Annotated in this window: 29 protein-coding genes; 24 read left to right on the top strand and 5 right to left on the bottom strand. The window is 68.9% G+C overall.

The window, feature by feature from the left end; genetic code table 11:
• Positions 1-6: 6 nt before the first annotated feature.
• Complete coding sequence (locus EZ242_RS21065) at positions 7-762, bottom strand: SAM-dependent methyltransferase (RefSeq protein ID WP_135287159.1); 756 nt, start codon at positions 760-762, stop codon at positions 7-9.
• Positions 759-1,367, bottom strand: coding sequence for a Maf family nucleotide pyrophosphatase (locus EZ242_RS21060; protein ID WP_135287158.1), 609 nt, complete (start codon positions 1,365-1,367; stop codon positions 759-761). Before EZ242_RS21060 ends, EZ242_RS21065 begins: the two co-directional genes overlap by 4 nt.
• Before the next feature lie 25 nt (positions 1,368-1,392).
• Between EZ242_RS21060 and EZ242_RS21055 the strand changes: the two genes are divergently transcribed.
• The 23 genes from EZ242_RS21055 (at position 1,393) to nagZ (ending at position 21,238) form a co-directional block, all read left to right on the top strand.
• Positions 1,393-1,932 (top strand): YceD family protein, encoded by a 540-nt coding sequence (locus EZ242_RS21055; protein WP_135287157.1) that lies wholly within the window; start codon positions 1,393-1,395, stop codon positions 1,930-1,932.
• Between the two features lie 143 nt (positions 1,933-2,075).
• Positions 2,076-2,258: a 50S ribosomal protein L32 gene (gene rpmF / locus EZ242_RS21050; RefSeq protein WP_135249669.1), complete on the top strand. Its 183-nt coding sequence runs from the start codon at positions 2,076-2,078 to the stop codon at positions 2,256-2,258.
• A gap of 243 nt (positions 2,259-2,501) precedes the next feature.
• On the top strand, positions 2,502-3,566 hold the full coding sequence (gene plsX, locus EZ242_RS21045) for a phosphate acyltransferase PlsX (RefSeq protein WP_135287156.1): 1,065 nt from the start codon (positions 2,502-2,504) through the stop codon (positions 3,564-3,566).
• 8 nt (positions 3,567-3,574) lie between these two features.
• Positions 3,575-4,549 carry a beta-ketoacyl-ACP synthase III gene (locus EZ242_RS21040; protein ID WP_135287155.1) on the top strand — a complete coding sequence of 325 codons (975 nt, stop codon included), beginning with the start codon at positions 3,575-3,577 and terminating at the stop codon, positions 4,547-4,549.
• Positions 4,550-4,586: 37 nt separating this feature from the next.
• Complete coding sequence (fabD, locus tag EZ242_RS21035; RefSeq protein WP_135287154.1) at positions 4,587-5,531, top strand: ACP S-malonyltransferase; 945 nt, start codon at positions 4,587-4,589, stop codon at positions 5,529-5,531.
• Positions 5,528-6,277, top strand: coding sequence for a 3-oxoacyl-ACP reductase FabG (gene fabG, locus EZ242_RS21030; RefSeq protein WP_135287153.1), 750 nt, complete (start codon positions 5,528-5,530; stop codon positions 6,275-6,277). Before fabD ends, fabG begins: the two co-directional genes overlap by 4 nt.
• 104 nt (positions 6,278-6,381) lie before the next feature.
• Positions 6,382-6,621 carry an acyl carrier protein gene (gene acpP, locus EZ242_RS21025; protein WP_123299754.1) on the top strand — a complete coding sequence of 80 codons (240 nt, stop codon included), beginning with the start codon at positions 6,382-6,384 and terminating at the stop codon, positions 6,619-6,621.
• 7 nt (positions 6,622-6,628) lie between these two features.
• The gene (gene fabF, locus EZ242_RS21020) at positions 6,629-7,873 is read left to right on the top strand and encodes a beta-ketoacyl-ACP synthase II (RefSeq protein WP_135287152.1); all 1,245 of its coding nucleotides are present in this window, start codon (positions 6,629-6,631) and stop codon (positions 7,871-7,873) included.
• Positions 7,874-7,895: 22 nt separating this feature from the next.
• Positions 7,896-8,369 (top strand): hypothetical protein, encoded by a 474-nt coding sequence (locus tag EZ242_RS21015; protein ID WP_135287151.1) that lies wholly within the window; start codon positions 7,896-7,898, stop codon positions 8,367-8,369.
• The gene (gene rpoE, locus EZ242_RS21010) at positions 8,366-9,001 is read left to right on the top strand and encodes an RNA polymerase sigma factor RpoE (RefSeq protein WP_135287150.1); all 636 of its coding nucleotides are present in this window, start codon (positions 8,366-8,368) and stop codon (positions 8,999-9,001) included. The genes EZ242_RS21015 and rpoE overlap by 4 nt, the downstream gene beginning before the upstream one ends.
• Positions 9,002-9,021: 20 nt before the next feature.
• Positions 9,022-9,597 (top strand): sigma-E factor negative regulatory protein, encoded by a 576-nt coding sequence (locus EZ242_RS21005; protein WP_135287149.1) that lies wholly within the window; start codon positions 9,022-9,024, stop codon positions 9,595-9,597.
• 31 nt (positions 9,598-9,628) lie between these two features.
• On the top strand, positions 9,629-10,606 hold the full coding sequence (locus EZ242_RS21000) for a MucB/RseB C-terminal domain-containing protein (RefSeq protein ID WP_240787184.1): 978 nt from the start codon (positions 9,629-9,631) through the stop codon (positions 10,604-10,606).
• A gap of 109 nt (positions 10,607-10,715) precedes the next feature.
• Positions 10,716-12,218, top strand: coding sequence for a DegQ family serine endoprotease (locus EZ242_RS20995; RefSeq protein ID WP_135287147.1), 1,503 nt, complete (start codon positions 10,716-10,718; stop codon positions 12,216-12,218).
• Between the two features lie 488 nt (positions 12,219-12,706).
• A complete protein-coding gene (gene lepA / locus EZ242_RS20990; RefSeq protein ID WP_135287146.1) occupies positions 12,707-14,518 on the top strand; it encodes a translation elongation factor 4 in 1,812 nt (603 codons plus the stop codon).
• A 76-nt stretch (positions 14,519-14,594) separates the two neighbouring features.
• Positions 14,595-15,563: a signal peptidase I gene (lepB, locus tag EZ242_RS20985; protein ID WP_135287222.1), complete on the top strand. Its 969-nt coding sequence runs from the start codon at positions 14,595-14,597 to the stop codon at positions 15,561-15,563.
• 26 nt (positions 15,564-15,589) lie between these two features.
• A complete protein-coding gene (locus EZ242_RS20980; RefSeq protein ID WP_135287145.1) occupies positions 15,590-15,946 on the top strand; it encodes a DUF4845 domain-containing protein in 357 nt (118 codons plus the stop codon).
• Between the two features lie 13 nt (positions 15,947-15,959).
• The gene (gene rnc, locus EZ242_RS20975; protein WP_135287144.1) at positions 15,960-16,679 is read left to right on the top strand and encodes a ribonuclease III; all 720 of its coding nucleotides are present in this window, start codon (positions 15,960-15,962) and stop codon (positions 16,677-16,679) included.
• Entirely contained in the window at positions 16,676-17,692 is a 1,017-nt protein-coding gene (gene era, locus EZ242_RS20970) for a GTPase Era (protein WP_135287143.1), read from the top strand. The genes rnc and era overlap by 4 nt, the downstream gene beginning before the upstream one ends.
• Before the next feature lie 24 nt (positions 17,693-17,716).
• Positions 17,717-18,469 (top strand): DNA repair protein RecO, encoded by a 753-nt coding sequence (gene recO, locus EZ242_RS20965; RefSeq protein WP_135287142.1) that lies wholly within the window; start codon positions 17,717-17,719, stop codon positions 18,467-18,469.
• On the top strand, positions 18,466-19,218 hold the full coding sequence (locus EZ242_RS20960; RefSeq protein WP_135287141.1) for a pyridoxine 5'-phosphate synthase: 753 nt from the start codon (positions 18,466-18,468) through the stop codon (positions 19,216-19,218). Before recO ends, EZ242_RS20960 begins: the two co-directional genes overlap by 4 nt.
• A 1-nt stretch (position 19,219) precedes the next feature.
• Positions 19,220-19,750: a 2'-5' RNA ligase family protein gene (locus EZ242_RS20955; protein ID WP_167784910.1), complete on the top strand. Its 531-nt coding sequence runs from the start codon at positions 19,220-19,222 to the stop codon at positions 19,748-19,750.
• The gene (gene acpS, locus EZ242_RS20950; RefSeq protein ID WP_135287139.1) at positions 19,747-20,154 is read left to right on the top strand and encodes a holo-ACP synthase; all 408 of its coding nucleotides are present in this window, start codon (positions 19,747-19,749) and stop codon (positions 20,152-20,154) included. Before EZ242_RS20955 ends, acpS begins: the two co-directional genes overlap by 4 nt.
• Before the next feature lies 1 nt (position 20,155).
• Positions 20,156-21,238, top strand: coding sequence for a beta-N-acetylhexosaminidase (nagZ, locus tag EZ242_RS20945; protein ID WP_135287138.1), 1,083 nt, complete (start codon positions 20,156-20,158; stop codon positions 21,236-21,238).
• A gap of 70 nt (positions 21,239-21,308) precedes the next feature.
• Here the strand turns inward: nagZ and lysS are convergent, their stop codons facing one another.
• Positions 21,309-22,838 (bottom strand): lysine--tRNA ligase, encoded by a 1,530-nt coding sequence (lysS, locus tag EZ242_RS20940; RefSeq protein ID WP_135287137.1) that lies wholly within the window; start codon positions 22,836-22,838, stop codon positions 21,309-21,311.
• Positions 22,839-22,921: 83 nt separating this feature from the next.
• On the bottom strand, positions 22,922-23,554 hold the full coding sequence (locus EZ242_RS20935) for an LON peptidase substrate-binding domain-containing protein (RefSeq protein ID WP_135287136.1): 633 nt from the start codon (positions 23,552-23,554) through the stop codon (positions 22,922-22,924).
• Between the two features lie 56 nt (positions 23,555-23,610).
• Between EZ242_RS20935 and EZ242_RS20930 the strand changes: the two genes are divergently transcribed.
• Positions 23,611-24,156, top strand: a complete 546-nt coding sequence (locus EZ242_RS20930; RefSeq protein ID WP_135287135.1) for a YggT family protein — start codon at positions 23,611-23,613, stop codon at positions 24,154-24,156.
• A gap of 28 nt (positions 24,157-24,184) precedes the next feature.
• On the opposite strand, the gene accD is transcribed toward EZ242_RS20930, so the two are convergent.
• Entirely contained in the window at positions 24,185-25,057 is an 873-nt protein-coding gene (gene accD, locus EZ242_RS20925; protein WP_135287134.1) for an acetyl-CoA carboxylase, carboxyltransferase subunit beta, read from the bottom strand.
• Positions 25,058-25,068 lie beyond the last annotated feature (11 nt).

Below are 25,068 nucleotides of genomic sequence, written 5' to 3'. Positions count from 1 at the left end.
GGCGGCTCAGCGCCCGATGGCGAAAACGGCCGGGCCTCCCACGGCCTGCGGACGTTCTCGCCAGCCGGCCACCGTGTCGCTGCGCGTGCGTGCCGCAGGAAGGGTCAGGCCGCTGCTGACCGACAGGCGCGTGCCGGGCGACAGGGCCTGGAGCAGGGCGCCGAGCAGGGCGGCATTCCGGTAGGGTGTCTCGATGAACAGCTGAGACTGCCCGGTGCGCAGGGCCAGGGTTTCCAGCTCGCGGATGCGCTGCACGCGGGCGGCGGACTCCTGCGGCAGGTAGCCCACGAAGGCGAAGTTCTGGCCATTGAGGCCACTGGCCACCAGGGCCAGCAGCAGCGAGGACGGCCCGACCAGCGGCAGCACCTCGATGCCCAGCGCATGCGCCGCCCGGACCACGGACGCGCCCGGGTCCGCAACGGCGGGCATGCCGGCTTCGCTCATGAGACCCAGGTCATGGCCTTCCAGGGCGGGGCGCAGCAGCGCGCGGGCGTCGAAGCCGGTGCCGTCATCGCCTTTCTTGTGCAGCTCACGCGGCAACTCCACGATGGACTGGGCCTGCAGCGGCGCGGACAGCGGATGGTGTTCCGCAATGCGCTTGAGGCAGGCCCGCGCGCTCTTGGCGTTTTCCACCAGCCAGTGGCGCAGGTCCGCGGCCTGCGCCATCGTGCCGGCGGGCATCACGGACTCGATCGGCACCTGCTCGTCGCAGCCGAAGTCCAGCGGCGCGGGCACCAGCAGCAGCCGGCCGGCCGCGCTCATGCGAGCAGCCTCACGCCGGCTTCGCGCAGCAGGGCGCAGGTGCGGATCAGGGGCAGGCCCACCAGGGCCGTGGGGTCGTCGCTGTCGATGGAATCGAGCAGGGCGATGCCCAGGCCCTCGCTCTTGGCGCTGCCCGCGCAGTCGTAGGGCTGCTCGGCGCGCAGGTAGGCGTCGATCTCCTGCGGCGCCAGCGTGCGAAAGCGCACTTGCACGGGCGCGAGCGACAGGCGCTCGAAGCCGGTCGCCTGGCAGACCACGGCGACCGCCGTATGAAAGACCACGCAGCGGCCGCTCATGCGCGTGAGCTGCTCGAAGGCGCGCTCGTGCGTTCCGGGCTTGCCCAGCGCTTGGCCGTCCAGGTCGGCCACCTGGTCCGATCCGATCACCGCCGCCTGCGGATACCGCGCGGCCACGGCGCGTGCCTTGGCCACCGCCAGGCGGCGCGCGAGCGCCTCGGGCGTCTCGCCCGGCAAGGGCGTCTCGTCCACCTCGGGCGAGGCCACCTCGAAGCCGAGATGGAGCCGCTGCAGCAGCTCCCGGCGGTAGCGCGAAGTGGACCCCAGCACCACGGGGCGGCTCGGGGCGGATTCGGGGGCGATCGTCATCGGGCGATTCTCTTACACTGCCCCGATGCCCAAGGAGTTCAAACCCCAGCGGCTGGACGTGCGCGCCTTCGCCGAAGAAGCCGCCGAACTGTCCGGAAGCAGCACGGTCGGCCAGCACCCGCGACTGGTGGCGGAAACCCAGGGGCGCGACCCCGACCAGCCCGTCACCTGGCGCGCGCGCGGCGAGCTGCGCAACGCGCGGCACCACGAGCCCGAGGTCTGGCTGCACCTTCAGGCCGAGACCGTGCTCGCGCTGGCCTGCCAGCGCTGCCTGGAGCCGGTCGCCACGCCGCTGTCGGTGGACCGGTCCTTCCGCTTCGTCGCCGACGAGGCCGCCGCCGAGGCGCAGGACGACGATTCCGAGGAAGACCTGCTCGCCCTCAGTGCGCAGTTCGACCTCATCGCCCTCCTGGAAGACGAGTTGCTCATGGCGGTGCCGCTGGTGCCGCGCCATGAGGTCTGTCCCGAGCCCTTGCCCGAGGTCGCTGCCCCGGCGGCCGATCCGCAGCAAGACGGCAAGCCCAACCCCTTCGCCATCCTGGGCAAGCTCAAGCAGCGGGGCTGAGGCGTCGCGCCGGGCGCGTGGGCTATAATCGCGGGCTTTTGCGCAGCCGCCTGGGTTCCTGGCCGGCTTCGCTCATCCACCCACCCCACACGTCGCGGCTGCAAGCAGGCAGCCTGCACTGTTTCTCTCTTCAGGAGATCGCCATGGCCGTCCAGCAAAACAAGAAGTCGCCTTCCAAGCGCGGCATGCATCGTTCGCACAATGCCCTCACGGTGCCCGGCATCGCCGTGGAGCCGACCACGGGTGAGACGCACCTGCGTCACCACATCAGCCCGAACGGCTTCTACCGTGGCCGCAAGGTCCTGAAGACCAAGAACGACGCCTGAATCCGCGGCGCGCCCCGAGCTGGCACCTGCGCTCCTCGCCGTACGCGTGGTGGGCGGCGGTGCTCGATGCCACCTCGGGCCGCTCGCTCGGACTCAGTCTCGCTTGCTGAGACGTTTCGCATTCACAAGGGCCCGTGGCGCGCAGGCGCGGCACGGGCCCTTGTCGCTGGCGTGCCGCACGTCCCGCACAGCGATGGGGTCCGGGCCCGGGCGGCGGGCTTCACTCGCTCTACATTTGAGCCTATGACAACGATTCTGGCCGTCGATTGCATGGGCGGTGACCATGGACCGCGGGTGACGCTGCCCGCCTGCAGCCGATTCCTGGACGAGCATCCCGACGCACAGCTGCTGCTGGTCGGCCGCGCGGAGGACCTGCAGGGCTTCAAGCACGAACGCGCCCGCGTCGTGGCCGCCTCGGAAGTCGTTGCCATGGACGATGCGGTGGAGGTCGCGCTTCGGCGCAAGAAGGACTCGTCCATGCGGGTGGCGCTGCAGCAGGTCAAGGGCGGCCATGCCCATGCGGCCGTGTCGGCCGGCAACACCGGCGCGCTTATGGCCCTGGCGCGCTACCTGCTCAAGACCGTGGAGGGGATCGATCGTCCCGCCATCGCCTACCCCATGCCCAACGCCAAGGGCGGCGCGACCACCGTGCTGGACCTGGGCGCCAACGTGGACTGCACCGAGCAGCACCTGCTGCAGTTCGCGGTGATGGGCTCGGCGCTGGTCTCCGCGCTTCGCCACGACGAGCAGCCCAGCGTGGGCCTGCTGAACATCGGCGAAGAGATCATCAAGGGCAGCGAGGTCATCAAGCGGGCCGGCGAACTCCTGCGCGCCGCGGCCGCGGCCGGCGACCTCAACTTCCACGGCAACGTGGAGGGCAATGACATCTTCAAGGGCACCACGGACATCGTGGTGTGCGACGGCTTCGTCGGCAACGTGGCGCTCAAGACCAGCGAAGGCTTGGCGACCATGATCGGCGGCTTCCTGAAGGAGGAGTTCTCGCGCACGCCGCTCACGCGCCTCGCGGCGGTGGTGGCCTGGCCCGTGCTGGCGGCGTTCAAGCGCCGGGTGGACTACCGCCGCTACAACGGCGCGGCCCTGCTCGGGCTGCGCGGGCTCGTGTTCAAGAGCCACGGCTCGGCCGACGAGTTCGCCTTCGGGCAGGCCCTCGGGCGCGCGTATGATGCGGCCCGCAATCAACTGCTGGAACGGGTGCAGGCACGCATCGCCCACGCCCGGCCGCTGCTGGTGGGAGAGGCCACCGCCGCGAACGACAACCAGCACCCCGTGGTCACGGCCGCCAGCTGATTCAATCCATGACATTTAGCCGCATCGCCGGAACGGGCAGCTACCTGCCCCCGCGCCGGGTCACCAACGACGAGCTGGCCGCAGAACTCGCGCAGCGTGGCATCGAAACCTCCGACGAATGGATCGTCGAGCGCACGGGCATCCGCGCGCGGCACTTCGCGGCGCCGGAAGTGACCAGCAGCGAGCTGGCCGAGCATGCCTCGCGCCATGCCATCGAGGCGGCGGGCCTTCAGCCCACGGACATCGACCTCATCATCGTCGCCACGTCCACGCCCGACATGGTGTTCCCGTCCTCGGCCTGCATCCTGCAGGCGAAGCTGGGCATCGTCGGCTGCCCCGCCTTCGACGTGCAGGCCGTCTGCAGCGGCTTCGTGTACGCCCTCACGGTGGCCGATTCCATGATCAAGGCCGGCGCCGCGCGCCGAGCACTGGTGGTCGGGGCCGAGGTGTTCTCTCGCATCCTCGACTTCAACGACCGTACCACCTGCGTCCTGTTCGGCGACGGTGCCGGCGCCGTGGTGCTGGAAGCTTCCGAGAAGCCGGGCATCCTCGCCACCGACCTGCATGCCGACGGCCGCCATGTGGGCGTGCTCTGCGTTCCCGGCAGTGTGAGCGGCGGCAAGGTGCTGGGCGAGCCGCTGCTGCGCATGGATGGCCAGGCGGTCTTCAAGCTGGCGGTGGGCGTGCTGGAGGCCAGCGCCCGCGCGACGCTCGCCAAGGCGAACTGCACCGAGGCCGACATCGACTGGCTGATCCCGCACCAGGCCAACATCCGCATCATGCAGAGCACGGCCCGCAAGCTGAAGCTGCCGCTGGACAAGCTGGTCGTCACGGTGGACCAGCACGGCAACACCTCCGCCGCGTCCATCCCCCTGGCACTGGACGCCGCCGTGCGCGGCGGCCGCGTCAAGCGCGGCGACAAGCTCATGCTCGAAGGCGTGGGCGGCGGCTTCACCTGGGGCGCCGTGCTGCTGCAGTATTGAAGCACTCCCGATCACCAAGCATCGAAGAATAAAAGCGATGAGTTCATTCGCATTCGTGTTCCCGGGCCAGGGCTCGCAATCGGTCGGCATGCTGGACGCCTGGGGCGAACACCCCGAGGTGCGCCGCACCCTGCAGGAAGCGTCCGAGGCCCTGGGCCAGGACATCGGCAAGCTGATCCACGAGGGGCCCAAGGAAGACCTGGCCCTGACCACCAACACCCAGCCGGTGATGCTGGTCGCCGGCGTGGCCGCCTGGCGTGCGTGGCGGGCCGAGGGCGGCGCCATGCCCGTCGTGATGGCCGGCCATTCGCTGGGCGAGTACAGCGCCCTCGTGGCCGCCGGCGCGCTGAGCCTGGCGGACGCGGCGCCGCTGGTGCGCTTTCGTGCGCAGGCCATGCAGGAGGCCGTGCCGGTGGGGACGGGCGCCATGGCGGCCATCCTGGGACTGGAAGCTGTCCGCGTGGTCGAAGGCTGCGCCGAGGCGCAGCGCGCTTGCGCCCCGGGTGAAGTGGTCGAGGCCGTCAACTTCAACGACCCCGCGCAGACCGTGATCGCCGGCAGCAAGGCGGCGGTGGACAAGGCCTGCGAAGTCCTCAAGGCCATGGGCGCCAAGCGCGCCCTGCCGCTGCCCGTGTCGGCGCCGTTCCATTCCAGCCTGATGAAGCCGGCCGCCGAGCGCCTGCGCGAGCGCCTGTCCGCCACGCGCATCGAGGCGCCCCAGGTGCCGGTGATCAACAACATCGACGTCGCCGTCGAGTCCGATGCGCAGCGCATCCGCGATGCCCTGTACCGCCAGGCCTTCGGCCCGGTGCGCTGGGTGGAGTGCGTGCGCGCCATGCAGGCGCGTGGCGTGGCCACCGTCGTCGAGTGCGGGCCGGGCAAGGTGCTCGCGGGCCTGTGCAAGCGCATCGACGCCCAGCTGACGGGCCTCTCCCTCATGGATCCGGCGAGCCTCGCCGAACTGAAAGGCAGCCTGCAATGAGCACGGTCGCATTCGCGGGCCAGGTGGCCCTGGTCACGGGCGCCTCGCGCGGCATCGGCGCCTGCATCGCCGGCGAGCTGGCGCGGCGCGGCCTCAAGGTGGTCGGCACGGCCACCACCGATGAAGGCGCGCAGCGCATTTCGCAGGCCCTGTCCGCCCACCCGGGGTGCCGTGGCGCGCGCCTGGACGTGAACGACGCCGCCGCTGCGGAGGCGCTGGTGGAGTCCCTGGTCAAGGAGCACGGCGGCCTGCAGGTGCTGGTCAACAACGCCGGCATCACGCGCGACACGCTGGCCATGCGCCTGAAGGACGAGGACTGGGACGCCGTGCTCGACACGAACCTCAAGGCCGTGTTTCGCCTGAGCCGCGCCGTGATGCGCACGATGATGAAGCAGCGCTACGGCCGCATCGTGAACATCACTTCTGTGGTGGGCGCCTCGGGCAATGCCGGCCAGGCCAACTACGCCGCCGCCAAGGCGGGCGTGGCCGGCCTCACGCGGGCCCTGGCGCGCGAGCTCGGAAGCCGCGGCATCACGGTCAATTGCGTCGCGCCGGGCTTCATCGCCACCGACATGACGGCGGCGCTTTCGCAGCAGCAGCAGGACGCGCTCCTGGGGCAGATCCCCCTGGGCCACCTGGGCCGCCCCGACGACGTGGCGCATGCGGTAGCCTATCTGGCCTCGCCGGAGGCCGGTTACGTCACCGGACAGGAGTTGCACGTCAACGGCGGCATGTACATGGCATAAAGCGGCCACAGGGCCGCTTTGCCTTCTCCCGCGCTGCCGGTGGGGCCACTCATGCCCGCCCGGCTAAAATCGCGGATTCATTCACAAACCCTTTGAGGGAACCCATGAGCGATATCGAAGCACGTGTCAAGAAGATCATCGCCGAGCAACTCGGCGTGGAAGAGTCACAGGTGACGAATGAGAAAGCCTTCGTGGCCGACCTCGGCGCCGACTCGCTCGACACGGTGGAGCTGGTGATGGCGCTGGAAGACGAATTCGGCATCGAGATCCCCGACGAGGACGCCGAGAAGATCACCACCGTTCAAAACGCCATCGACTACGCGGTGGCTCACCAGAAGGCCTGAAGCATCGATGTCGCGCCGCCGTGTCGTCGTAACCGGTCTGGGCTGCGTCAGCCCCGTGGGGAACACGGTTGCCGAGTCCTGGACGCGTCTTCTCGCCGGAGAGTCCGGCATCGACCACATCACGCAGTTCGACGCCAGCGCCTTCGGCTGTCGTTTCGCGGGTGAGGTCAAGGGCTTCAGCATCGAGGACTACCTGTCCGAGAAGGAAGCCCGGCACATGGATCGATTCATTCACCTGGGCTACGCCGCTGCGGCCCAGGCTGTGGCCGACAGCGGGCTGCCCACGGGCGAGGCCCTGGGCGAGGAACTCGCCACGCGCATCGGCTGCAACATCGGCTCGGGCATCGGCGGCCTGCCGATGATCGAGCAGACGCACGCCGAATACCTCAACCGGGGTCCGCGCCGCGTCTCGCCCTTCTTCGTCCCGGCCTCGATCATCAACATGATCTCCGGGCACGTGTCCATGCAGTTCGGCTTCAAGGGTCCGAACATCTCGGTGGTCACGGCCTGCACCACCGGCCTGCACGCCATCGGCCTGTCGGCCCGCATGATCGAGTACGGGGACGCCGACGTCATGATCGCCGGCGGCGCGGAGTCCACCGTGTCGCCGCTGGGCATCGGCGGCTTCGCCTCCGCCCGGGCCCTGTCCACCCGCAACGACGATCCCAAGACCGCCTCGCGGCCCTGGGACAAGGACCGCGACGGCTTCGTGCTGGGTGAAGGCGGCGGCGTGCTCGTGCTCGAGGAATACGAGCATGCCCGGGCCCGCGGCGCGCGCATCTACGCCGAGGTGGCCGGCTTCGGCATGACGGGCGATGCGCACCACATCACCGCGCCCGACGTGGACGGCCCGCGCCGGGCCATGCTCCAGGCGCTGCGCAACGCCGGGCTCGCGCCCGAGCAGGTGGACTACATCAACGCCCACGGCACCTCCACGCCGCTGGGCGACGTCAACGAGACCAATGCGATCAAGCTGGCCCTGGGCGAGCGCGCACGCAAGGTCGTCGTGAACTCCACCAAGTCCATGACCGGGCACCTGCTGGGCGGCGCGGGCGGCATCGAGTCGGTGTTCACCGTGCTGGCCGTGCACCACCAGAAGTCGCCCCCGACCATCAACATCTTCAACCAGGACCCCGAGTGCGACCTGGACTACTGCGCCAACGAGGCGCGGGACATGAAGATCGACGTGGCGCTGAAGAACAACTTCGGCTTCGGCGGCACGAACGGCACGCTGGTCTTCAAGCGCGTCTGAACCGCAGGCATCAGCAGTCCCCATGCGCAGCGCCCCATCGGTGACTTACCCGGTGGGGCGTTCGCTTTGGTGCGCCGGCGTCCTGGCCGGCGTGTGGCTGCTCGCGCTGGCCAACCTGGTGCTCTGGATGCTGCTGGGCCCCGCGCCTGGCGCGCGGCAGGCGCTGGTCGCGCTGGTGCTGCTGGCCTGTGTGCCCCTGTCGCTGCACGCATGGCGAACCCAGCTTCGCGGTGAACTCGACTGGGATGGGGCGGCCTGGCACCTGCGCACCGGGGGCGATCCGGTCCCGATCCGGCTCGACCGGGTCTGGGATGCTCAGCGGTGGATGGTGCTGCGCTGGCGCGGGCCCGAGGGGCAGAGTGGATCGACCCGCTGGGTCTGGCTCGCGCAAGGCCTGGATACAGAGGTCTGGCAGGCCTTTCGGCGCGCGGTATATTTTTCAGCCGGCGCGCAGGCGCAGTCCGCATCGGCGCGCGCGCCCGCAACCCCTACATGAACAAAGCACCGCCCTTTCCGCCACGCAACTCGCAGGATGCCGACCTTGCGCTCGTGGAGCGGACGCTGGCGGGCGACCAGAAGGCCTACGAACTGCTGGTCGTGAAGTACCAACGGCGCATCGAGCGCCTGATCGGGCGCATGGTCCGCGACACGGACCTGGTCCAGGACATCGCGCAGGAGACCTTCATCCGCGCGTACCGCGCCATCGGGCAGTTCCGTGGCGACGCGCAGTTCTACACCTGGCTTTACCGGATCGCGGTGAACACCGCCAAGAAGGCGCTGGTGGACTTGAAGCGCGACCCGCTGGTCACGGAAAGCGCGCTCAGGTCGGTCGAAGATGAAGATGAAACTTCGGCCGTGGAGAACGAACTAACGAGCCCCGAGACCCCGGAGACGGTGTTGGCGGCCAAGGAAATCGCTTACGCGGTGAACCAGGCGATGGAGGCCTTGCCCGAGGAACTGCGCCAGGCCGTCACGCTCCGAGAGATTGAGGGGTTGAGTTATGAAGAGATCTCCGAAGTCATGAACTGCCCCATCGGTACCGTGCGGTCGCGGATCTTCCGTGCGCGAGAGGCAATCTCGGCCAAGGTGAAACCTCTGCTGGCCCATCAGTCCGGCAAGCGTTGGTGAAGTGCCGACGAGGTGATGCGATGAACAAGACGACGAATACACACGAGATGATTTCGGCCCTGGCCGACGGCGACCTGGCGGGTGCCCGTGCCTCGGCCACCCTGGACCTGCTCTGCAGTGACCCGGCGGCCGAGGAGGCTTGGCACTGTTACCACGTGATTGGCGACGTGCTGCGCTCTCCTGACCTGGCCCGGGCAACGCCGCGGGCGGACTTCATGCAGGCCTTGTCGAAGCGGCTGGCCGAGGAGCCACGCCCCGTGGTGCCCGTGGCCGTGCCGCTGGGGCTGGTGGAGCCCCCGATCGACGCCGACATTCGCCCCACGGCCGAGCCGGCCAACGACCCGGTGTTCCGCTGGAAGATCGTCGCGGGTGCGGCCTCGCTGGCCGCTGCGTTTGCGGTGAGCTGGTCAATGCTGGGTGCGCCCGGGGCACCGGTGGGCCCGCAGCTCGCGTCGGTGCCCGCCAACGAACTGATGATCCGCGACGCGCAGCTCGACGAGCTGCTGGCCGCCCACCAGCAGCTGGGCGGGGCCGGGGCGCTGCAGATGCCGGCGTCCTTCATCCGCGAGGTTTCCTTCGATGCGCGCAACCGCTAGGCGGGCGGGGCGCCGGGCGTGCGCTTCGGTCTTGCGGCGGCAAGTGCTGGTGATGGGCCTGGGCATGCTCGGGCTGGCCGCCGGCGTGCACGCGGGCAATGCGTCCGGCGGCAACGCGGTGCACAGCGTCACCGACTGGCTCAGCCGCGTGGAGGCGGCGCCGCGCAAGCACAACTACATCGGCACCATGGTCGTGTCAGCCGGTGCCGGGGCCATGTCGAGTGCGCGCATCTGGCATGCCTGCACGGCGGACCTCCAGGTCGAGCGGGTCGATGCGCTGACGGGCCCGGCCCGCTCCAGCCTCCGGCGCGACGACCGCGTGGTCACCCTCCTGCCCGATCAGAAGCTGGTGCGCATCGAGCGCCACGACGCGCTGGGCCGCTTCCCGGACCTGCTGCGGTCCACCGGGGCGGCCATTGCGGACTTCTACGGCGTTCGCCCCGCGGGCACCGAGCGCGTGGCCGGTTTCGAGGCCGACGTGGTTCAGCTTGCGCCCAAGGACGCCCATCGCTTCGGCTACCGCGTCTGGACCGAGCGGCGCACCGGCCTGGTCGTGAAACTGCAGACGCTGGGCCACGAAGGCGGCGTGCTCGAGCAGGCCGCGTTTTCCGAGCTGCAGCTGGACGTGCCCCTGCGTCCCGAGAAACTGATTCGCATGATGACGCCCCCCGCCGGCTGGCGCGTGGAGCGCAACGAGGCCGTGAAGACCACGGCCGCCGCCGAAGGCTGGCAGCTCAAGCCCGGCGTGCCCGGCTTCGAGGCCATGGACTGCTATCGCCGCGGCGAAGCAGCCGGCGCCATGCATTGCGTCTTTTCGGATGGCATTGCCGCCGTCTCGCTCTTCGTCGAGCCGGCGCAGCCCGGCAAGCCGACCCGTGAGGGCGTGCTCGCGGCCGGTGCCACGCACACCCTGATGCGGCGCCTGCAGGACTGGACGATCACCGCCGTGGGCGAGGTGCCGCCGCAGACGCTGCGTACTTTCGTGCAGAGCCTTGAGCGCCGCCCCTGAGCCCTCATCTGCGGGCTTGGCACGCCCTGGCCTTGCCAGGTTGAACCCTTTGCGCTCTTCCTGCTCCCTGGGCAGGAGGCACGCCTGATTTTTCCGATCCGAGGACACCATGCCTGAGACCCGCAGCCATCCTTTGCGTACCCGCACCGCCACCGCCGCGATGTCGCTCCTCGTGGCTTCCAGCCTGCTCGCCGGCCCGCCGGCGCTCGCGCAGTCGGCGCCCCAGGGCGGCGGCCTGCCCGACCTCACCCACCTGGTGGAGCAGGTCGGGCCGGCGGTGGTCAACATCCGCACCATGGAGCGCAGCCGCAGCCCGCAGATGCCGCCTGGCATGGACGAGGAGATGCAGGAGTTCTTCCGCCGCTTCTTCGGCCAGCCCCTGCCGGGCACGCCGCGCCAGGGGCCGCCTGGACAGGGCCAGGGGCCGGGGCAGGGGCCGGGGCAAGGCGAAGGTCCGCAGCGCCGCGGCGTGGGCTCCGGATTCATCCTCACGCAGGACGGCTTCGTCATGACCAACGCGCACGTGGTGGACGGCGCCGAGGAAGTGCTGGTCACGCTGCCCGACAAGCGCGAGTTCAAGGCCAAGGTGATCGGCACGCCCGACAAGCGCACCGACATCGCGGTGCTCAAGATCGAGGCGACGGGCCTGCCCTTCGTGCGCATCGGCGACGCCAACCGCCTGAAGGTGGGCGAGTGGGTGATGGCCATCGGCTCGCCCTTCGGGCTGGACAACACCGTCACGGCCGGCATCGTCAGCGCCAAGCAGCGCGACACGGGTGACTACCTGCCCTTCATCCAGACCGACGTGGCGATCAACCCGGGCAACTCCGGCGGGCCGCTGATCAACATGCGCGGCGAGGTCGTGGGCATCAACAGCCAGATCTATTCGCGCTCGGGCGGCTTCATGGGCATTTCCTTCGCCATTCCGATCGACGAGGCCATCCGCGTGGCCGAGCAACTGCGCACCAGCGGCCGCGTCACGCGCGGGCGCATCGGCGTGCAGATCGACCAGGTGAGCAAGGAAGTGGCCGAGTCGATCGGCCTCGGGCGCGCCCAGGGCGCGCTGGTGCGCAGCGTGGAGAGCGGCTCGCCGGCGGCCAAGGCGGGCATCGAGGCCGGCGACATCATCGTCCGCTTCGACGGTCGCACCATCGACCGCCCCACGGACCTGCCGCGCCTGGTGGGCAACACCAAGCCGGGCACGCGCTCGTCGATCACCGTCTTCCGCCGCGGCAACACGCGCGACTTGCAGGTCCAGGTCGCCGAGCTCGAACCCGAGCAGGCGCAGCGCCAGGCTTCGGGGCCGCAGAGCAAGCCGCCAGCCGGCTCTGCACTCGCGCAGTCGGTGGGCCTGGCGGTCGCCGAACTGAGCGAGGCGCAGAAGAAGGAGCTGAACATCAAGGGCGGCGTGCGCGTGGAAGCGGTGGCCGACGCCGCCCTGCGAGCCGGCATCCGTGAGGGCGACGTGATCGTCGCCATCGGCAACACGGAGATCAGCAACGTGCGCGAGTTCGAAGCGGCGGTCGCCAAGCTGGACAAGAGCAAGCCCCTGCCGGTCCTGCTGCGTCGGGGCGAGATGGCCACCTACCTCGTGCTGCGCCCGCAGGGGTAAGCGAAAAGACCTCAAGACCCTGATGGGCGCTCGGGTTTCGGGGTTTTTCGCCGCGGCCGCCCGGATTATTTTCGGGCCTCGCGGGTGGCGTGAAGCCTCGGTTGGCGGGCGCTCACCTTCAAATCGCTACAACCATTTTCGATAGAATCGCGCCCTTCGAATGGGTGTTCGGCGCATATGCAAGGGCGCGCGGCTCACCATGCGGGATGGCATGAACCCGTCCACCGGCCGTCCACAGATCGCCCACATGTTGTTCAGTCACCCGCCTACCAAGCGTGTTCATAAGCTGTGAATAAAGTTGCTGTTGCTGCGCTGCAACTCGGGGTGGGGGCCATGGCTGTGGCTGTACGGCGGGGGGTTTTTGCCTACAATGAAGTCCCAACTATCGCAGTTGCCATTGATTGTTGGTTCAGGGCGCGTCGCCACTCGACGCGCCCTTTTTTCTTGCCCGCGCTCCTTTGAATTCAATCACTTAAGCGTTCCCCTTGATGAAGCACATCAGAAACTTCTCGATCATTGCGCACATCGATCATGGCAAGTCCACGCTGGCGGACCGCCTGATCCAGCGTTGCGGCGGCCTGTCCGATCGCGAGATGAAAGAGCAGGTGCTCGACTCGATGGACCTCGAAAAAGAGCGTGGGATAACCATCAAGGCGCAGACCGCGGCGCTGCACTACACGGCGCGCGATGGACAGGTCTACAACCTCAATCTGATCGACACGCCCGGGCACGTGGACTTTTCCTATGAGGTCTCGCGATCGCTGTCCGCATGCGAGGGCGCGCTGCTCGTGGTCGATGCGAGCCAGGGCGTGGAAGCGCAGACGGTGGCCAACTGCTACACCGCGCTGGACCTCGGCGTGGAGGTGGTGCCGGTCCTGAACAAGATGGACCTGCCGCAGGCCGACCCCGAGACCGCGAAGTCCGAGATCGAGGACGTGATCGGCATCGACGCCACCGATGCGATCCCCTGCTCGGCGAAGACCGGCATGGGCATCGACGAGATCCTCGAGGCCATCGTGGCCAAGGTGCCGGCGCCGCGTGGCAAGGCCGAGGGCCCGCTGCGCGCCATGATCGTCGACAGCTGGTTCGACAGCTATGTCGGCGTGGTCATGCTGGTGCGCGTGGTGGACGGCCGCCTGGCCAAGGGCGACCGCATCAAGCTCATGGCCACGGGCGCGAGCTACAACGCCGACAACCTGGGCGTCTTCACGCCCGGCAACGAGCCGCGCGAGTCGCTGGAGGCCGGCGAGGTCGGCTACATCATCGCGGGCATCAAGGAACTGCAGGCGGCCAAGGTGGGCGACACCGTGACGCTGCTCAAGGCCGGCAGCGGTGGGGCGGCCTTCACCGCGACCGAGCCGCTGCCCGGCTTCAAGGAGATCCAGCCGCAGGTCTTCGCGGGCCTGTACCCCACCGAGGCCAACCAGTACGACGCGCTGCGCGACAGCCTGGAAAAGCTCAAGCTCAATGACGCCTCGCTGCACTTCGAGCCCGAAGTGAGCCAGGCCCTTGGTTTCGGCTTCCGCTGCGGCTTCCTGGGCCTGCTGCACATGGAGATCGTGCAGGAGCGCCTGGAGCGCGAATTCGACCAGGACCTCATCACCACGGCGCCGAGCGTGGTCTACCAGGTGGTCAAGGGCGACGGCGAGGTCATCATGGTCGAGAACCCGTCCAAGATGCCCGACCAGGGCCGCATCCAGGAGGTTCGCGAGCCCATCGTCACCGTGCACCTGTACATGCCGCAGGAGTACGTCGGGCCGGTGATGACGCTGGCCAACCAGAAACGCGGCGTGCAGATCAACATGGCCTACCACGGGCGGCAGGTCATGCTCACCTACGAGCTGCCGCTGGGCGAGATCGTGCTGGACTTCTTCGACAAGCTGAAGTCGGTCAGCCGTGGCTACGCCTCCATGGACTACGAGTTCAAGGAGTACCGCCCCTCGGACGTGGTGAAGGTGGACATCCTCCTGAACGGCGAGAAGGTCGACGCCCTGTCCATCATCGTCCACCGCACGCAGGCGCAGTACCGTGGCCGCGCGGTCGCCGCGAAGATGCGCGAGATCATCAGCCGGCAGATGTTCGACGTGGCCATCCAGGCGGCCATCGGCGCCAACGTGATCGCGCGCGAGACCATCAAGGCGATGCGCAAGAACGTGCTGGCAAAATGCTACGGGGGTGACATCACCCGCAAGCGCAAGCTGCTCGAAAAACAAAAGGCAGGCAAGAAACGAATGAAGCAGATCGGCTCGGTCGAAGTACCGCAGGAAGCGTTCCTCGCCATCCTGCAGGTGGAGGAATGAAGCGCGTCGTGCAGCCGGGGGCTGCAGTTCCGGGCCTGCCGAGGCAGGGGCGCTCGCTGCGGAGGGCAGCGGCATGATGCAGGCACTCACCGCCGCCATCCTGGCGGGCTTCGTCGGCTATGCGGGTGCCTGGTACCTGGGGATGGTCGAAGGCAACTTCGCGCTCCTGCTGTTCCTGGCCACGCTGGTCACCGGGGCGTACTGGGTCGCCGAGCGCCTCTGGTTCCTGCCGCAGCGCCGCCGCGCGGCGCAGGCGCTGCAGGCCCAGGCGGCCGAACGCGAGGCAACGCTCGCGCGCCAGGGCATCCAGGCGGGCGATGGTGCCCAGGTCGCCGTGGCGCGGGAACGGGTCCTCGCGCAGCCCTGGTGGCTGGACTGGACCGCCGGCCTCTTCCCGGTGATCCTGGTCGTGTTCCTGCTGCGGTCCTTCCTCTTCGAGCCCTTCAAGATTCCCTCGGGCTCCATGATTCCCACGCTGCTGGTCGGCGACCTGATCCTGGTGAACAAGTTCACCTATGGCCTGCGCATGCCGGTGCTCAACACCAAGATCACCGAGGGCCGCGAGCCGCAGCGGGGTGACGTGGTGGTCTTCCGCTATCCGCCCAAGCCCAGCCTGGACTACATCAAGCGCGTGGTGGGCTTGCCGGGCGACGAGGTGGCTTACCTCAACAAGCGCATCTTCATCAACGGCCAGCCCATCGAGCGCCAGCCCATCGATGACTTCTTCGACCGCGAGTCCATGCGCTACGCCAAGCAGTTCGAGGAGCACCTGGGGGGCAAGGACTTCCGCGTCCTGGTCAATCCGCAGAGTCCGGGCTTCGTTCCGGGCGTCGAGGAGTTTCCTTTTCGCGACAACTGCCGCTACAACGTCGAGGGTGTGGTGTGCAAGGTACCCCCTGGCCACTATTTCGTCATGGGGGACAACCGTGATAATTCCCTCGATTCGCGCTTCTGGGGCTTCGTTCCGGATCGCAACCTGGTCGGCAAGGCTTTCCTCATCTGGATGAACTTCGGTGACCTGGGGCGCATCGGCGGCTTCGAGTGATCGGTTTTACACAAGAGGGGCAAGCAATGAAGTTTTCGACCATCCGGCGCCAGCGTGGCGTGTCCGTCCTGGCGGTGTTCCTGCTGCTGGGCGTGGCCGGGCTGCTGATCGTCCTGGCCGCGCGCGTCACGCCCACGGTCCTGGAATACCAGGCCATCCAGGGCGCGGTGGAAAAAGCCAGGGTCGGCCAGACCCCGGACGAGGTGCGGCGCCTCTTCGACCGCGCCGCCGAGGTCGATGGCATCAAGTCCATCTCCAGCAAGGACCTGGAGATCACGCGCGACGATTCCGGGCGCGTGGTGATCGGCTATGCCTACGACCGCCAGTTCAGCCTGGGCGGCCCGGCCTTCCTGCTGATCAAGTACTCGGGCAAGTCGATTTGACCCTGCTTTCTCCGTGACAGCTCCGCGTGCCGCGTCGGCGGGAGCCGATCCCCTTCTGTCGGCATTGCAGCAGCGCTTGCAGCACCGCTTCACGGACCCGCGCCTGCTCGCGCGGGCGCTCACGCACCGCAGCTTCTCGGCCGACCACAACGAGCGGCTCGAATACCTCGGCGACGCCGTGCTGGGCCTGGCGGTGTCCCGCCTCGTCTACGAACGCCTCGCCGAACTTCCCGAGGGCGACTTGTCGCGCGTGCGCGCCAACCTCGTGCGGCAGGAGAGCCTGCACCAGATCGCACTCGAACTGCGCCTTCCCGAGGTGGTGCGCCTGGGCGAAGGCGAGGCCCGCTCCGGCGGCAGCAAGCGCCCCTCCATCCTGGCCGACGTGCTGGAGGCGCTCATCGGCGCGGTCTACCTCGACGCCGGCTTCGAAGCTGCCGAGGCGCTGGTGCGCCGCCTCTTCGAGTCGCTCGAGATCCGCCCCGAAATGCGCGCCGCGGCCAAGGACGCCAAGACCGAGCTGCAGGAACTGCTGCAGGCCCGCCGCATGAAACTTCCGCTCTACCGCGTGGCCGCAACGCTGGGCGCTGCGCATCGACAGACTTTCGAGGTCGACTGCGAAGTGCTTGAATTGGGGCGCACGGCGCGTGGCACCGGCGGCTCCCGCCGGGCCGCCGAGCAGGCGGCCGCGGCCGCCATGCTCGAAGCCCTGCGAAGCCTCAAACCCTCCAAATGAACCCTTCCGATCCTCCTTTGCCCGCGCCTGCGCAAGCGGGCGCCGCTCCCCCGTCGCCTGAGCCCGGTGCCGGTCTGCCTTCCGCCGGCGACGACGCCTCGTCGAGCCCGCCCGAGGGCGCGCAGCGCTGCGGCCTGGTCGCCATCGTCGGCAAGCCCAACGTCGGCAAGTCCACGCTGCTCAACGCCCTGGTGGGCCAGAAGATCAGCATCACCTCGCGCAAGGCGCAGACCACGCGGCACCGCATCACCGGCATGCGCACGCGGGGCGCCACGCAGTTCGTCTTCGTGGACACGCCCGGCTTCCAGACGCGGCACTCCACGGCCCTGAACCGGTCCCTCAACAAGACCGTGATGGGCGCGGTGGGTGACGTGGACGTGGTGCTGTTCCTGGTGGAGGCGGGCCGCTTCACGCTGGGCGATGCCAAGGTGCTGTCGCTGCTCAAGCCGGGCATCCCGGTGCTGCTGGTGGCCAACAAGCTCGACCAGGTGCACCGCCGCGGCGAGCTCGCGCCCTGGCTGCGCGACATGCAGGAGCGGCACGCCTTCGCGGAGTTCGTGCCCATGTCGGCCAAGAACCCCAAGGACATCGAACGCCTGTTCGGCATCGTCGAGAAGTACCTGCCCGAGCAGCCTTGGTGGTATGCGGAAGACGAACTCACCGACCGCAGCGAGAAGTTCATGGCCGCGGAGATGGTGCGCGAGAAGCTGTTCCGCCTCACGGGCGAGGAGCTGCCCTACACCTCCACCGTCATCATCGACAAGTTCGACGAGGAACCCAGCCCGCGCCATGGCCGCATGCTGCGCATCGCCGCCACCATCGTGGTCGAGCGCGACAGCCACAAGGCCATGGTCATCGGCGAGAAGGGCGAGCGCCTCAAGCGCATCGGCACCGAGGCCCGCACCGAGCTGGAGAAGCTCATGGGCGCCAAGGTGTTCCTGGAGATCTGGGTCAAGGTGCGCGCGGGCTGGGCCGACGACGAAGCGCGGGTGCGCAGCTTCGGCTACGAGTAGCGGGCGCCCCGCGCCGCCCTTGCGATGGCCACCCGCCGCATCTCCGACGAAGCCGCCTTCGTGCTCCATCGCTACGACTGGAGCGAGTCCAGCCTCATCCTGGAGACCTTCACCCGGCGCCATGGCCGTGTCGCGCTGGTGGCCAAGGGGGCCAAGCGCCCCAGCTCCAACTTCCGTCCGGTGCTGCTGCCCCTGCAACCCTTGCGCCTGGCCTTCAGCGCCGAAGGCGAGATCCGCACGCTCAAGGACGCCGAGTGGGTGGGCGGGCAGGTCATGCCCACGGGCGACGCCCTGCTGGCCGGCTACTACCTGAACGAGCTGCTGCTTCGCCTGCTGGCGCGCGACGACCCGCACCCGGCTCTCTTCGAGCACTACGCCGCCGCCGTGCAGGTGCTCGCCTCCGAGCATGGCGAGGCCCTGCAGCCGGCGCTGCGGGCCTTCGAGCTGCTGCTGCTGCGCGAAGTCGGCGTGCTGCCTTCGCTCGATGTGCAGACCCTGGCCATGGCGCCCCTGCAGGCGGGCGAGACCTACGGCCTGGTGCCCGAAGGCGGGCTGGTGCGCACGGAGCCGGGCGAAGGGCGGGGGGCGCTCGCCGCCACGGACTGGCTCGCGCTGGAACAGGCCATGTCGCAGCCCGCACCCTTCCACGCCACGCTGCGCGAAGCCGCGCGCCTGTCCTCCGCGCTCAAGCCGCAGCTGCGCAACCTGCTGCACTACCATTGCGGGGTCTCTTCGCTGCGAACGCGCCAGCTCATGGTCGATCTCCAGGCCTTATGAATCCGCACCCCACTGCGCTGTCCATCAACCTGAACAAGGTCGCCCTGGTGCGCAACACCCGCCACCTGGGTATCCCCAGCGTGGAGCGCGCCGCCACCTTGTGCCTGGACGCGGGCGCGCAGGGCATCACCGTCCACCCGCGGCCCGACGCGCGCCACATCCGCGCGGACGACGTGCACGCGCTGCACGCCCTGCTCGCGCGGCGGCCCGGCGTGGAGTTCAACATCGAGGGCAACCCCTTCCACAACCTGATGGACTTCGTGCGCGCGCTGCGGCCGCAGCAGGCCACCTTCGTTCCGGACAGCGAAGGGCAGTTCACCAGCGACCACGGCTGGAGCTTCCCGGCCGACGGCCCGCGCCTGGCACCGCTCATCGCCGAATGCCATGCGCTGGGCGTGCGGGTCAGCCTCTTCATGGACCCGGTCCCCGAGGCCATGGCCGCGGTGCGCGAATGCGGCGCCGACCGCATCGAGCTCTATACCGAGACCTATGCCCGCGCCTTCGGCACCCCAGCCGAGGCCGAGGTGCTGCAGGGCTTTGCGCAGGCCGCGCGTGCGGCGCAGGCGGCGGGCCTGGGCGTCAACGCCGGCCATGACCTCAACCAGCAGAACCTCACGGCCTTCCTGCGGGCCTTGCCCGGCGTGCTGGAGGTGTCCATCGGCCACGCCTTCATCGCCGACGCGCTCGAGCTGGGGTATGCGGCGGCCGTCGCGCGCTATCTCGCCTGCGTGCAGGCGGCGGGACACTGAGATGTTGAACGTGGTGGCCCTGCCGCGCTGGCGCGCTGGCGACGCCGAACGCCTGCAGGCCTGGCGCGTCAAGCACCAGCCGGGCGCGCTGCGCCTTCCGGCGCACGTGCCCCTGGTGCAGAGCGAGCATGCCCTGGCCGACGCGGACCTCATCGAGCATGTGCGCGCCGTCGCCGCGCGCGTTCGGCCCTTCACCTTCGAATTCAGCTACGCGCTGCCGCTCATGTGGGACGGCCAGAGCGCCCGCGTGCTGCTCATGCCGGAGGCGGGCGCCGCGGCCCTCTGGTCGCTCTATCGCAACCTGTACAGCGGCCGGCTCGCGGCCTGGCTGCCCACCACCAGCACCTTCGTGCCCCACATCACCCTGGGCAGCTTCTCCATGCCGGAGCAGGCCTTGGCCCTGTCGGACCAGTGGAACGCGAGCGAGGCGCCGCTGCGCGGCGAGGTCACCGAGCTGAGTGTCATGCGCCTCTCGGGTCCGCGGGTGCAGTGGGTCACCGAAGTGCCGCTGCAGGGCCTGGTCAGCGCATGATCTACGGCATCGGCACGGACATCTGCGACGTGCGCCGCATCCGCGAGTCCTGGGAGCGGCATGGCGAGCGCTTCGCGCGGCGCGTGCTGGCCGACGCGGAGCTCGCCGTCTTCCAGGCCCGCTCGCGCCGCTGGCCGGAGCGGGGCCTGCGCTACCTGGCCACCCGCTTTTCCGCCAAGGAGGCCTTCAGCAAGGCCGTGGGCCTGGGCATGCGCCTGCCCATGACCTGGCGCCGCTGCGAAATCGCCAACCTGCGCAGCGGCCAGCCCGTCATCGTGCTGCACGGCGAGCTGAAAGCCTGGTTCGAGGCGCAGGGCCTCACGGCCCACGTCACCGTCACCGACGAATCCGACTACGCCGCGAGCTTCGTCGTCGTCGAAAAGAAGCAAGAAGAGAAATCCTGAAATGAGCGACCACGCCCCCGTCATCCTCGACATCGCCGGCCTCGAACTGACCGACACCGACCGCGCGCGCCTCGCGCACCCGCTGTGCGGCGGCCTCATCCTCTTTGGCCGCAACTGGAAGGACCGCGAGCAGCTCACGCGCCTGTGCGCCGACATCAAGTCGGTCCGTGAGGACCTTTTGATCTGCGTGGACCACGAGGGCGGCCGCGTGCAGCGCTTTCGCACCGGCGGCTTCACGCACCTGCCGCCCATGCGCGCGCTGGGCGAGCTGTGGATGTCGGACGGTGGCACGGGCGCCAGCGCCATGCGCGCCACCGACGCGGCCACCGCCTGCGGCTACGTGCTGGCGAGCGAACTGCGCGCCTGCGGCGTGGACTTCAGCTTCACGCCGGTGCTGGACCTGGATTGGGGTGAGAGCGGCGTGATCGGCGACCGCGCCTTCTCCCGTGACGCGCGCGTCGCCACGCTGCTGGCCAAGAGCCTCATGCACGGCCTGCTCCAGGCCGGCATGGCCAACTGCGGCAAGCACTTCCCCGGCCACGGCTTCGTCAAGGCCGATTCGCACACCGACATCCCCGTGGACGATCGCAGCCTGAAGGCCATCCTGGCCGACGACGCCGCGCCCTACGGCTGGCTCAGCGCCACGCTCACCAGCGTCATGCCCGCGCACGTGATCTATCCGAAGGTCGATTCGCGCCCGGCGGGCTTCTCGCGCCGCTGGCTGGAGGACATCCTGCGCCGGCAGCTGGGCTTCCAGGGCGCGATCTTCAGCGACGACCTGAGCATGGCGGGGGCGCGGATCATCGATGGACGCGAGGTGAGCTACACCGAGGCGGCGGTGGTGGCGCTGGAGGCGGGGTGCGACATGGTCTTGCTTTGCAACCAGTCGGTGGAGAGCGAGGGGGGGGCGGCGGTGGATGAATTGCTGGAGGGGTTGTCAACGGCTGCGGAGAGCGGGGAATGGAGCGCGAACGGCCGCAGCGAAGAGCGTCGATATGGCTTGCTGCCGACGGCTGCCGCCCCGGACTGGGAGGCCCTGATGGCCCATCCCAGCTACCTCCGCGCGATCGACCTGCTCGTCTGAGATTCTTTTCAGTAGTGCGACTCGACGTTGCGGGGCTGGGTAGCCCGGGACTGCGCGCAGCGCTGCCCGCTCAGCCCTCGCGCCGCAGCGCCGGAAACAGGATCACGTCCCGGATGCTCGCCGAGTCCGTCAGCAGCATCATCAGCCGGTCGATGCCGATGCCGCAGCCGCCGGCCGGCGGCATGCCGTATTCCAGGGCGCGGACGAAGTCGTGGTCGAAGAACATGGCTTCGTCGTCGCCGGAGTCCTTGGCGCTGACCTGCGCGGCGAAGCGGGCGGCCTGGTCTTCGGCGTCGTTGAGTTCGGAGAAGCCGTTGCCGAATTCGCGGCCGGTGATGTACAGCTCGAAGCGCTCCGTCACTTCCGGCCGCTCGTCATTGGCGCGCGCCAGCGGCGAGATTTCGGTGGGGTGCTCCATGATGAAGGTCGGCTGCCAGAGCTTGTCCTCCACCGTCTCCTCGAAGTACATCACCTGCAGGCTGGCGAGCGAGCGGGTGGACAGGCGGTTCTTTTCCTCGCTGAGGCCCTGCTTGCGAAGGGCCGCGACGAGCCACTCGCGGTCGTCGGCGCCGGCGCCGGCATCCGTGTGGCGCGCGATGGCTTCGCGGATGGTGAGGCGCTCGAACGGCTGCGACAGGTCCACCGGCTTGCCCGCGTACGTGAGCTGCAGCGTGCCCACGGCCTTCTGCGCGGCGTCGCGCACCAGGGCTTCGGTGAAGTCCATGAGGTCGCGGTAGTTCCAGTAGGCCGCGTAGAACTCCATCATCGTGAACTCGGGGTTGTGGCGCACCGAGATGCCTTCGTTGCGGAAGTTGCGGTTGATCTCGTAGACGCGCTCGAAGCCGCCCACCAGCAGGCGCTTCAAGTACAGCTCCGGCGCGATGCGCAGGAACATCTGCTGGTCCAGCGCGTTGTGGTGCGTGACGAAGGGCTTCGCGTTGGCACCGCCGGGGATGGGGTGCAGCATGGGCGTTTCCACTTCCAGGAAACCGTGCGCGCCCATGAATTCGCGGATGCCGCTGACGGCCTTGCTGCGCGCGACGAAGCGCCGGCGTGCGTCCTCGTCGGTCATGAGGTCCACGTAGCGCTGGCGGTACTTCACCTCCTGGTCGTGGATGCCGTGGAACTTGTCCGGCATGGGGCGCAGGCTCTTGGTCAACAGGCGGATGCGCGTGGCCTGGATCGTGAGTTCGCCGGTCTTGGTCTTGAAGAGGGTGCCCTCGCAGGCGACGATGTCGCCGAGGTCCCAGTGTTTGAAGGCCGCGTAGTCGGCCTCGCCCACCTTGTCCCGCTGCACGTACACCTGAAGCCGGCCCGTGCCGTCCTGCAGCGTGGCGAAACTGGCCTTGCCCATCACGCGCTTGAGCATCATGCGGCCGGCGATGGAGGCGGGGATGGCCTCGGCTTCGAGCTGCGGGGCTTCCTTGGCGTCGTGCGCTGCGAACAGCGCCTGCGCCTGGTCCGCGGGCTTGAAGTCGTTGGGGAAGGCGACCGCGCCGCCCTGCTTCTGCGCCTCGCGCAGGGCCTTGAGTTTCTCGCGCCGCTCGGCGATGAGCTGGTTGTCGTCGGAAGCGGGAACGGAGGCTGCGTGGTCGGACATGGTGCGAAGGGGCGAAACGGAAGTCGGGCCGGCGCGCGCGGCCAAACCCGCGATTCTAGTTTCTGCGCCCTGGCGCCCAGCCTTCAGCCGATGCCCATGCGCGTGAGCAGGTCGCCCACCAGCTCCAGGCGCACCAGCGGGTTGTCCAGCTCCATGAGCCGCTGCTTGAGCGTGACCGGCACGGGCAGCAGCTCGCACCAGCGGTTGGCGACCCAGCCGCAGTCGTCCAGGTGCCAGGGCTCGGCCACGGGCATGGCCTCGCCGGGGGCGAGCTTCTCCTGCAGCGATGCCAGCAGCCTCGACAGGGACTGCGCGCTCGCTTCCAGGTCGGGTGGAACGGGCACCGCGACGTCGGGTTCCAGAGCCGCGATGTCCGCCACCCAGAGCCCGTGCTTGAGTTGCTGGCTGCGGGTGATGCGAAAGCGGTGCAGGCCTTCGATGCGGATCATCATGAGCCCGGGCTGCGGCGCCGCGAAGTCGCTGATGCGCGCGAGCGTGCCGACCTGCGCGAAGGCCTCGGACGGTGCGCCGGGCTGTTTCACTTCGTGCCCCTGCGTGAGCGAGACCACGCCGAACGGCGCTCCCGCCTTGTGGCAGCGGCCGATCATGTCCAGGTAGCGCACCTCGAAGATGCGAAGCGGCAGCAGGCCGCCGGGGAACAGCACGGTGCCCAGCGGGAACAGCGGAAGCGAATGCAGGGTGAGGTCGGCCGCCACGGTGGGTTCTCGACGAGCTGTCGCTATGATCCCACGAGCTTTACGGTCGCGGGCCCATGCTTTACGAAATCTTGTCCTTGCTTCTGAACGTGGCCGCCGGCCTCATTGGCGGGGCCTGCCTGCTGCGGCTGTACATGCAGCACCAGCGCATTGCCTTCTCCAATCCGGTGGGCCGTTTCGTCTTCGCCGTGACGGACTGGATCGTGCTGCCCCTGCGGCGCGTGCTGCCCGCCCTGGGCCGCTGGGACACGGCCAGCGCCGTCGCGGCCTGGCTGGTGGAGCTGCTGCAGGTGTTCCTGCTGTGGCTGCTGATGGGTGCGGTGGGCTCGCCGGCCTGGCTGCCGCTGGTGGCGGTGTTCGGGGTGCTGCGCCTGGCCATCTCGGCGCTCACGGTGCTGATCATCGTGGGGGCGGTGCTGTCCTGGCTGCGGGCGGATTCGCCCATGGTGGACATCATCGAGCGCCTGTGTGCGCCGCTGCTGCGGCCCTTCAGGCGCATGGTGCCGCTGGTGGGAGGGATCGACCTGTCCCCGCTGGTGCTGCTCCTGCTGCTGCAGGTGGCGGGCATCGTGCTCAACGGGGTGCAGCGCTCGATCATGTGAGCGCAGGGGGCCATCCCCCTGCGGCTTCTCAGCTCACCGCGTCCGCCGGCTGCCGTTGCAGCATCGCCAGGGCATTGGCGATGGTCTTGCGCAGCTCGCGCCGGTCGCAGATGAAATCGACCCCGCCTTTTTCCTGCAGGAATTCCGCGCGCTGGAACCCTTCGGGCAGCTTGACCCGCACGGTGGACTCGATCACGCGCGGGCCGGCGAAGCCGATCAGCGCCTTGGGTTCGGCGACGACCAGGTCGCCCATGAAGGCGAAGCCGGCGCTCACGCCGCCCATGGTGGGGTCGGTCAGCACGCTGATGTAGGGCAGGCCCTTCTGCGCCAGCCGCGTGAGCGCGGCGTTGGTCTTGGCCATCTGCATGAGCGACAGCAGGCCTTCCTGCATGCGCGCACCGCCCGTGGCGGTGAAGCAGAGGAAGGGCACCTTCTGCTCGATGGCGGTCTCCACGCCGCGCACGAAGCGCTCGCCGACCACGCTGCCCATGCTGCCGCCCATGAAGTCGAACTCGAAGGCCGCGGCGACCAGGGGGATGCTGTGCACCGCCCCGCCCATGACGATGAGCGCGTCGGTCTCGCCGGTGTTCTCCAGGGCTTCCTTCAGCCGCTCCGGGTAGCGGCGGCTGTCCTTGAACTTGAGCGCGTCGACCGGCAGCACTTCCTGGCCGATCTCGTAGCGGCCCTCGCCGTCGAGGAAGGCGTCCAGCCGCGTGCGCGCGCCGATGCGGTGGTGATGGCTGCAGGTGGGGCAGACGTTCTGGTTCTGTTCCAGGTCGGTCTTGTACAACACCGTCTCGCAGCTGGGGCACTTGACCCACAGGCCTTCCGGCACGCTGCGACGGTCGGCGCGGTCCGAAGCTTGGATCTTGGGCGGGAGGAGTTTTTCGAGCCAGGACATGGAGGCTTCCT

The organism is Ramlibacter rhizophilus (assembly GCF_004681965.1).
Taxonomy (GTDB): Bacteria; Pseudomonadota; Gammaproteobacteria; order Burkholderiales; family Burkholderiaceae_C; genus Ramlibacter; species Ramlibacter rhizophilus.
This window is presented reverse-complemented; position numbering and strand designations above follow the sequence as displayed.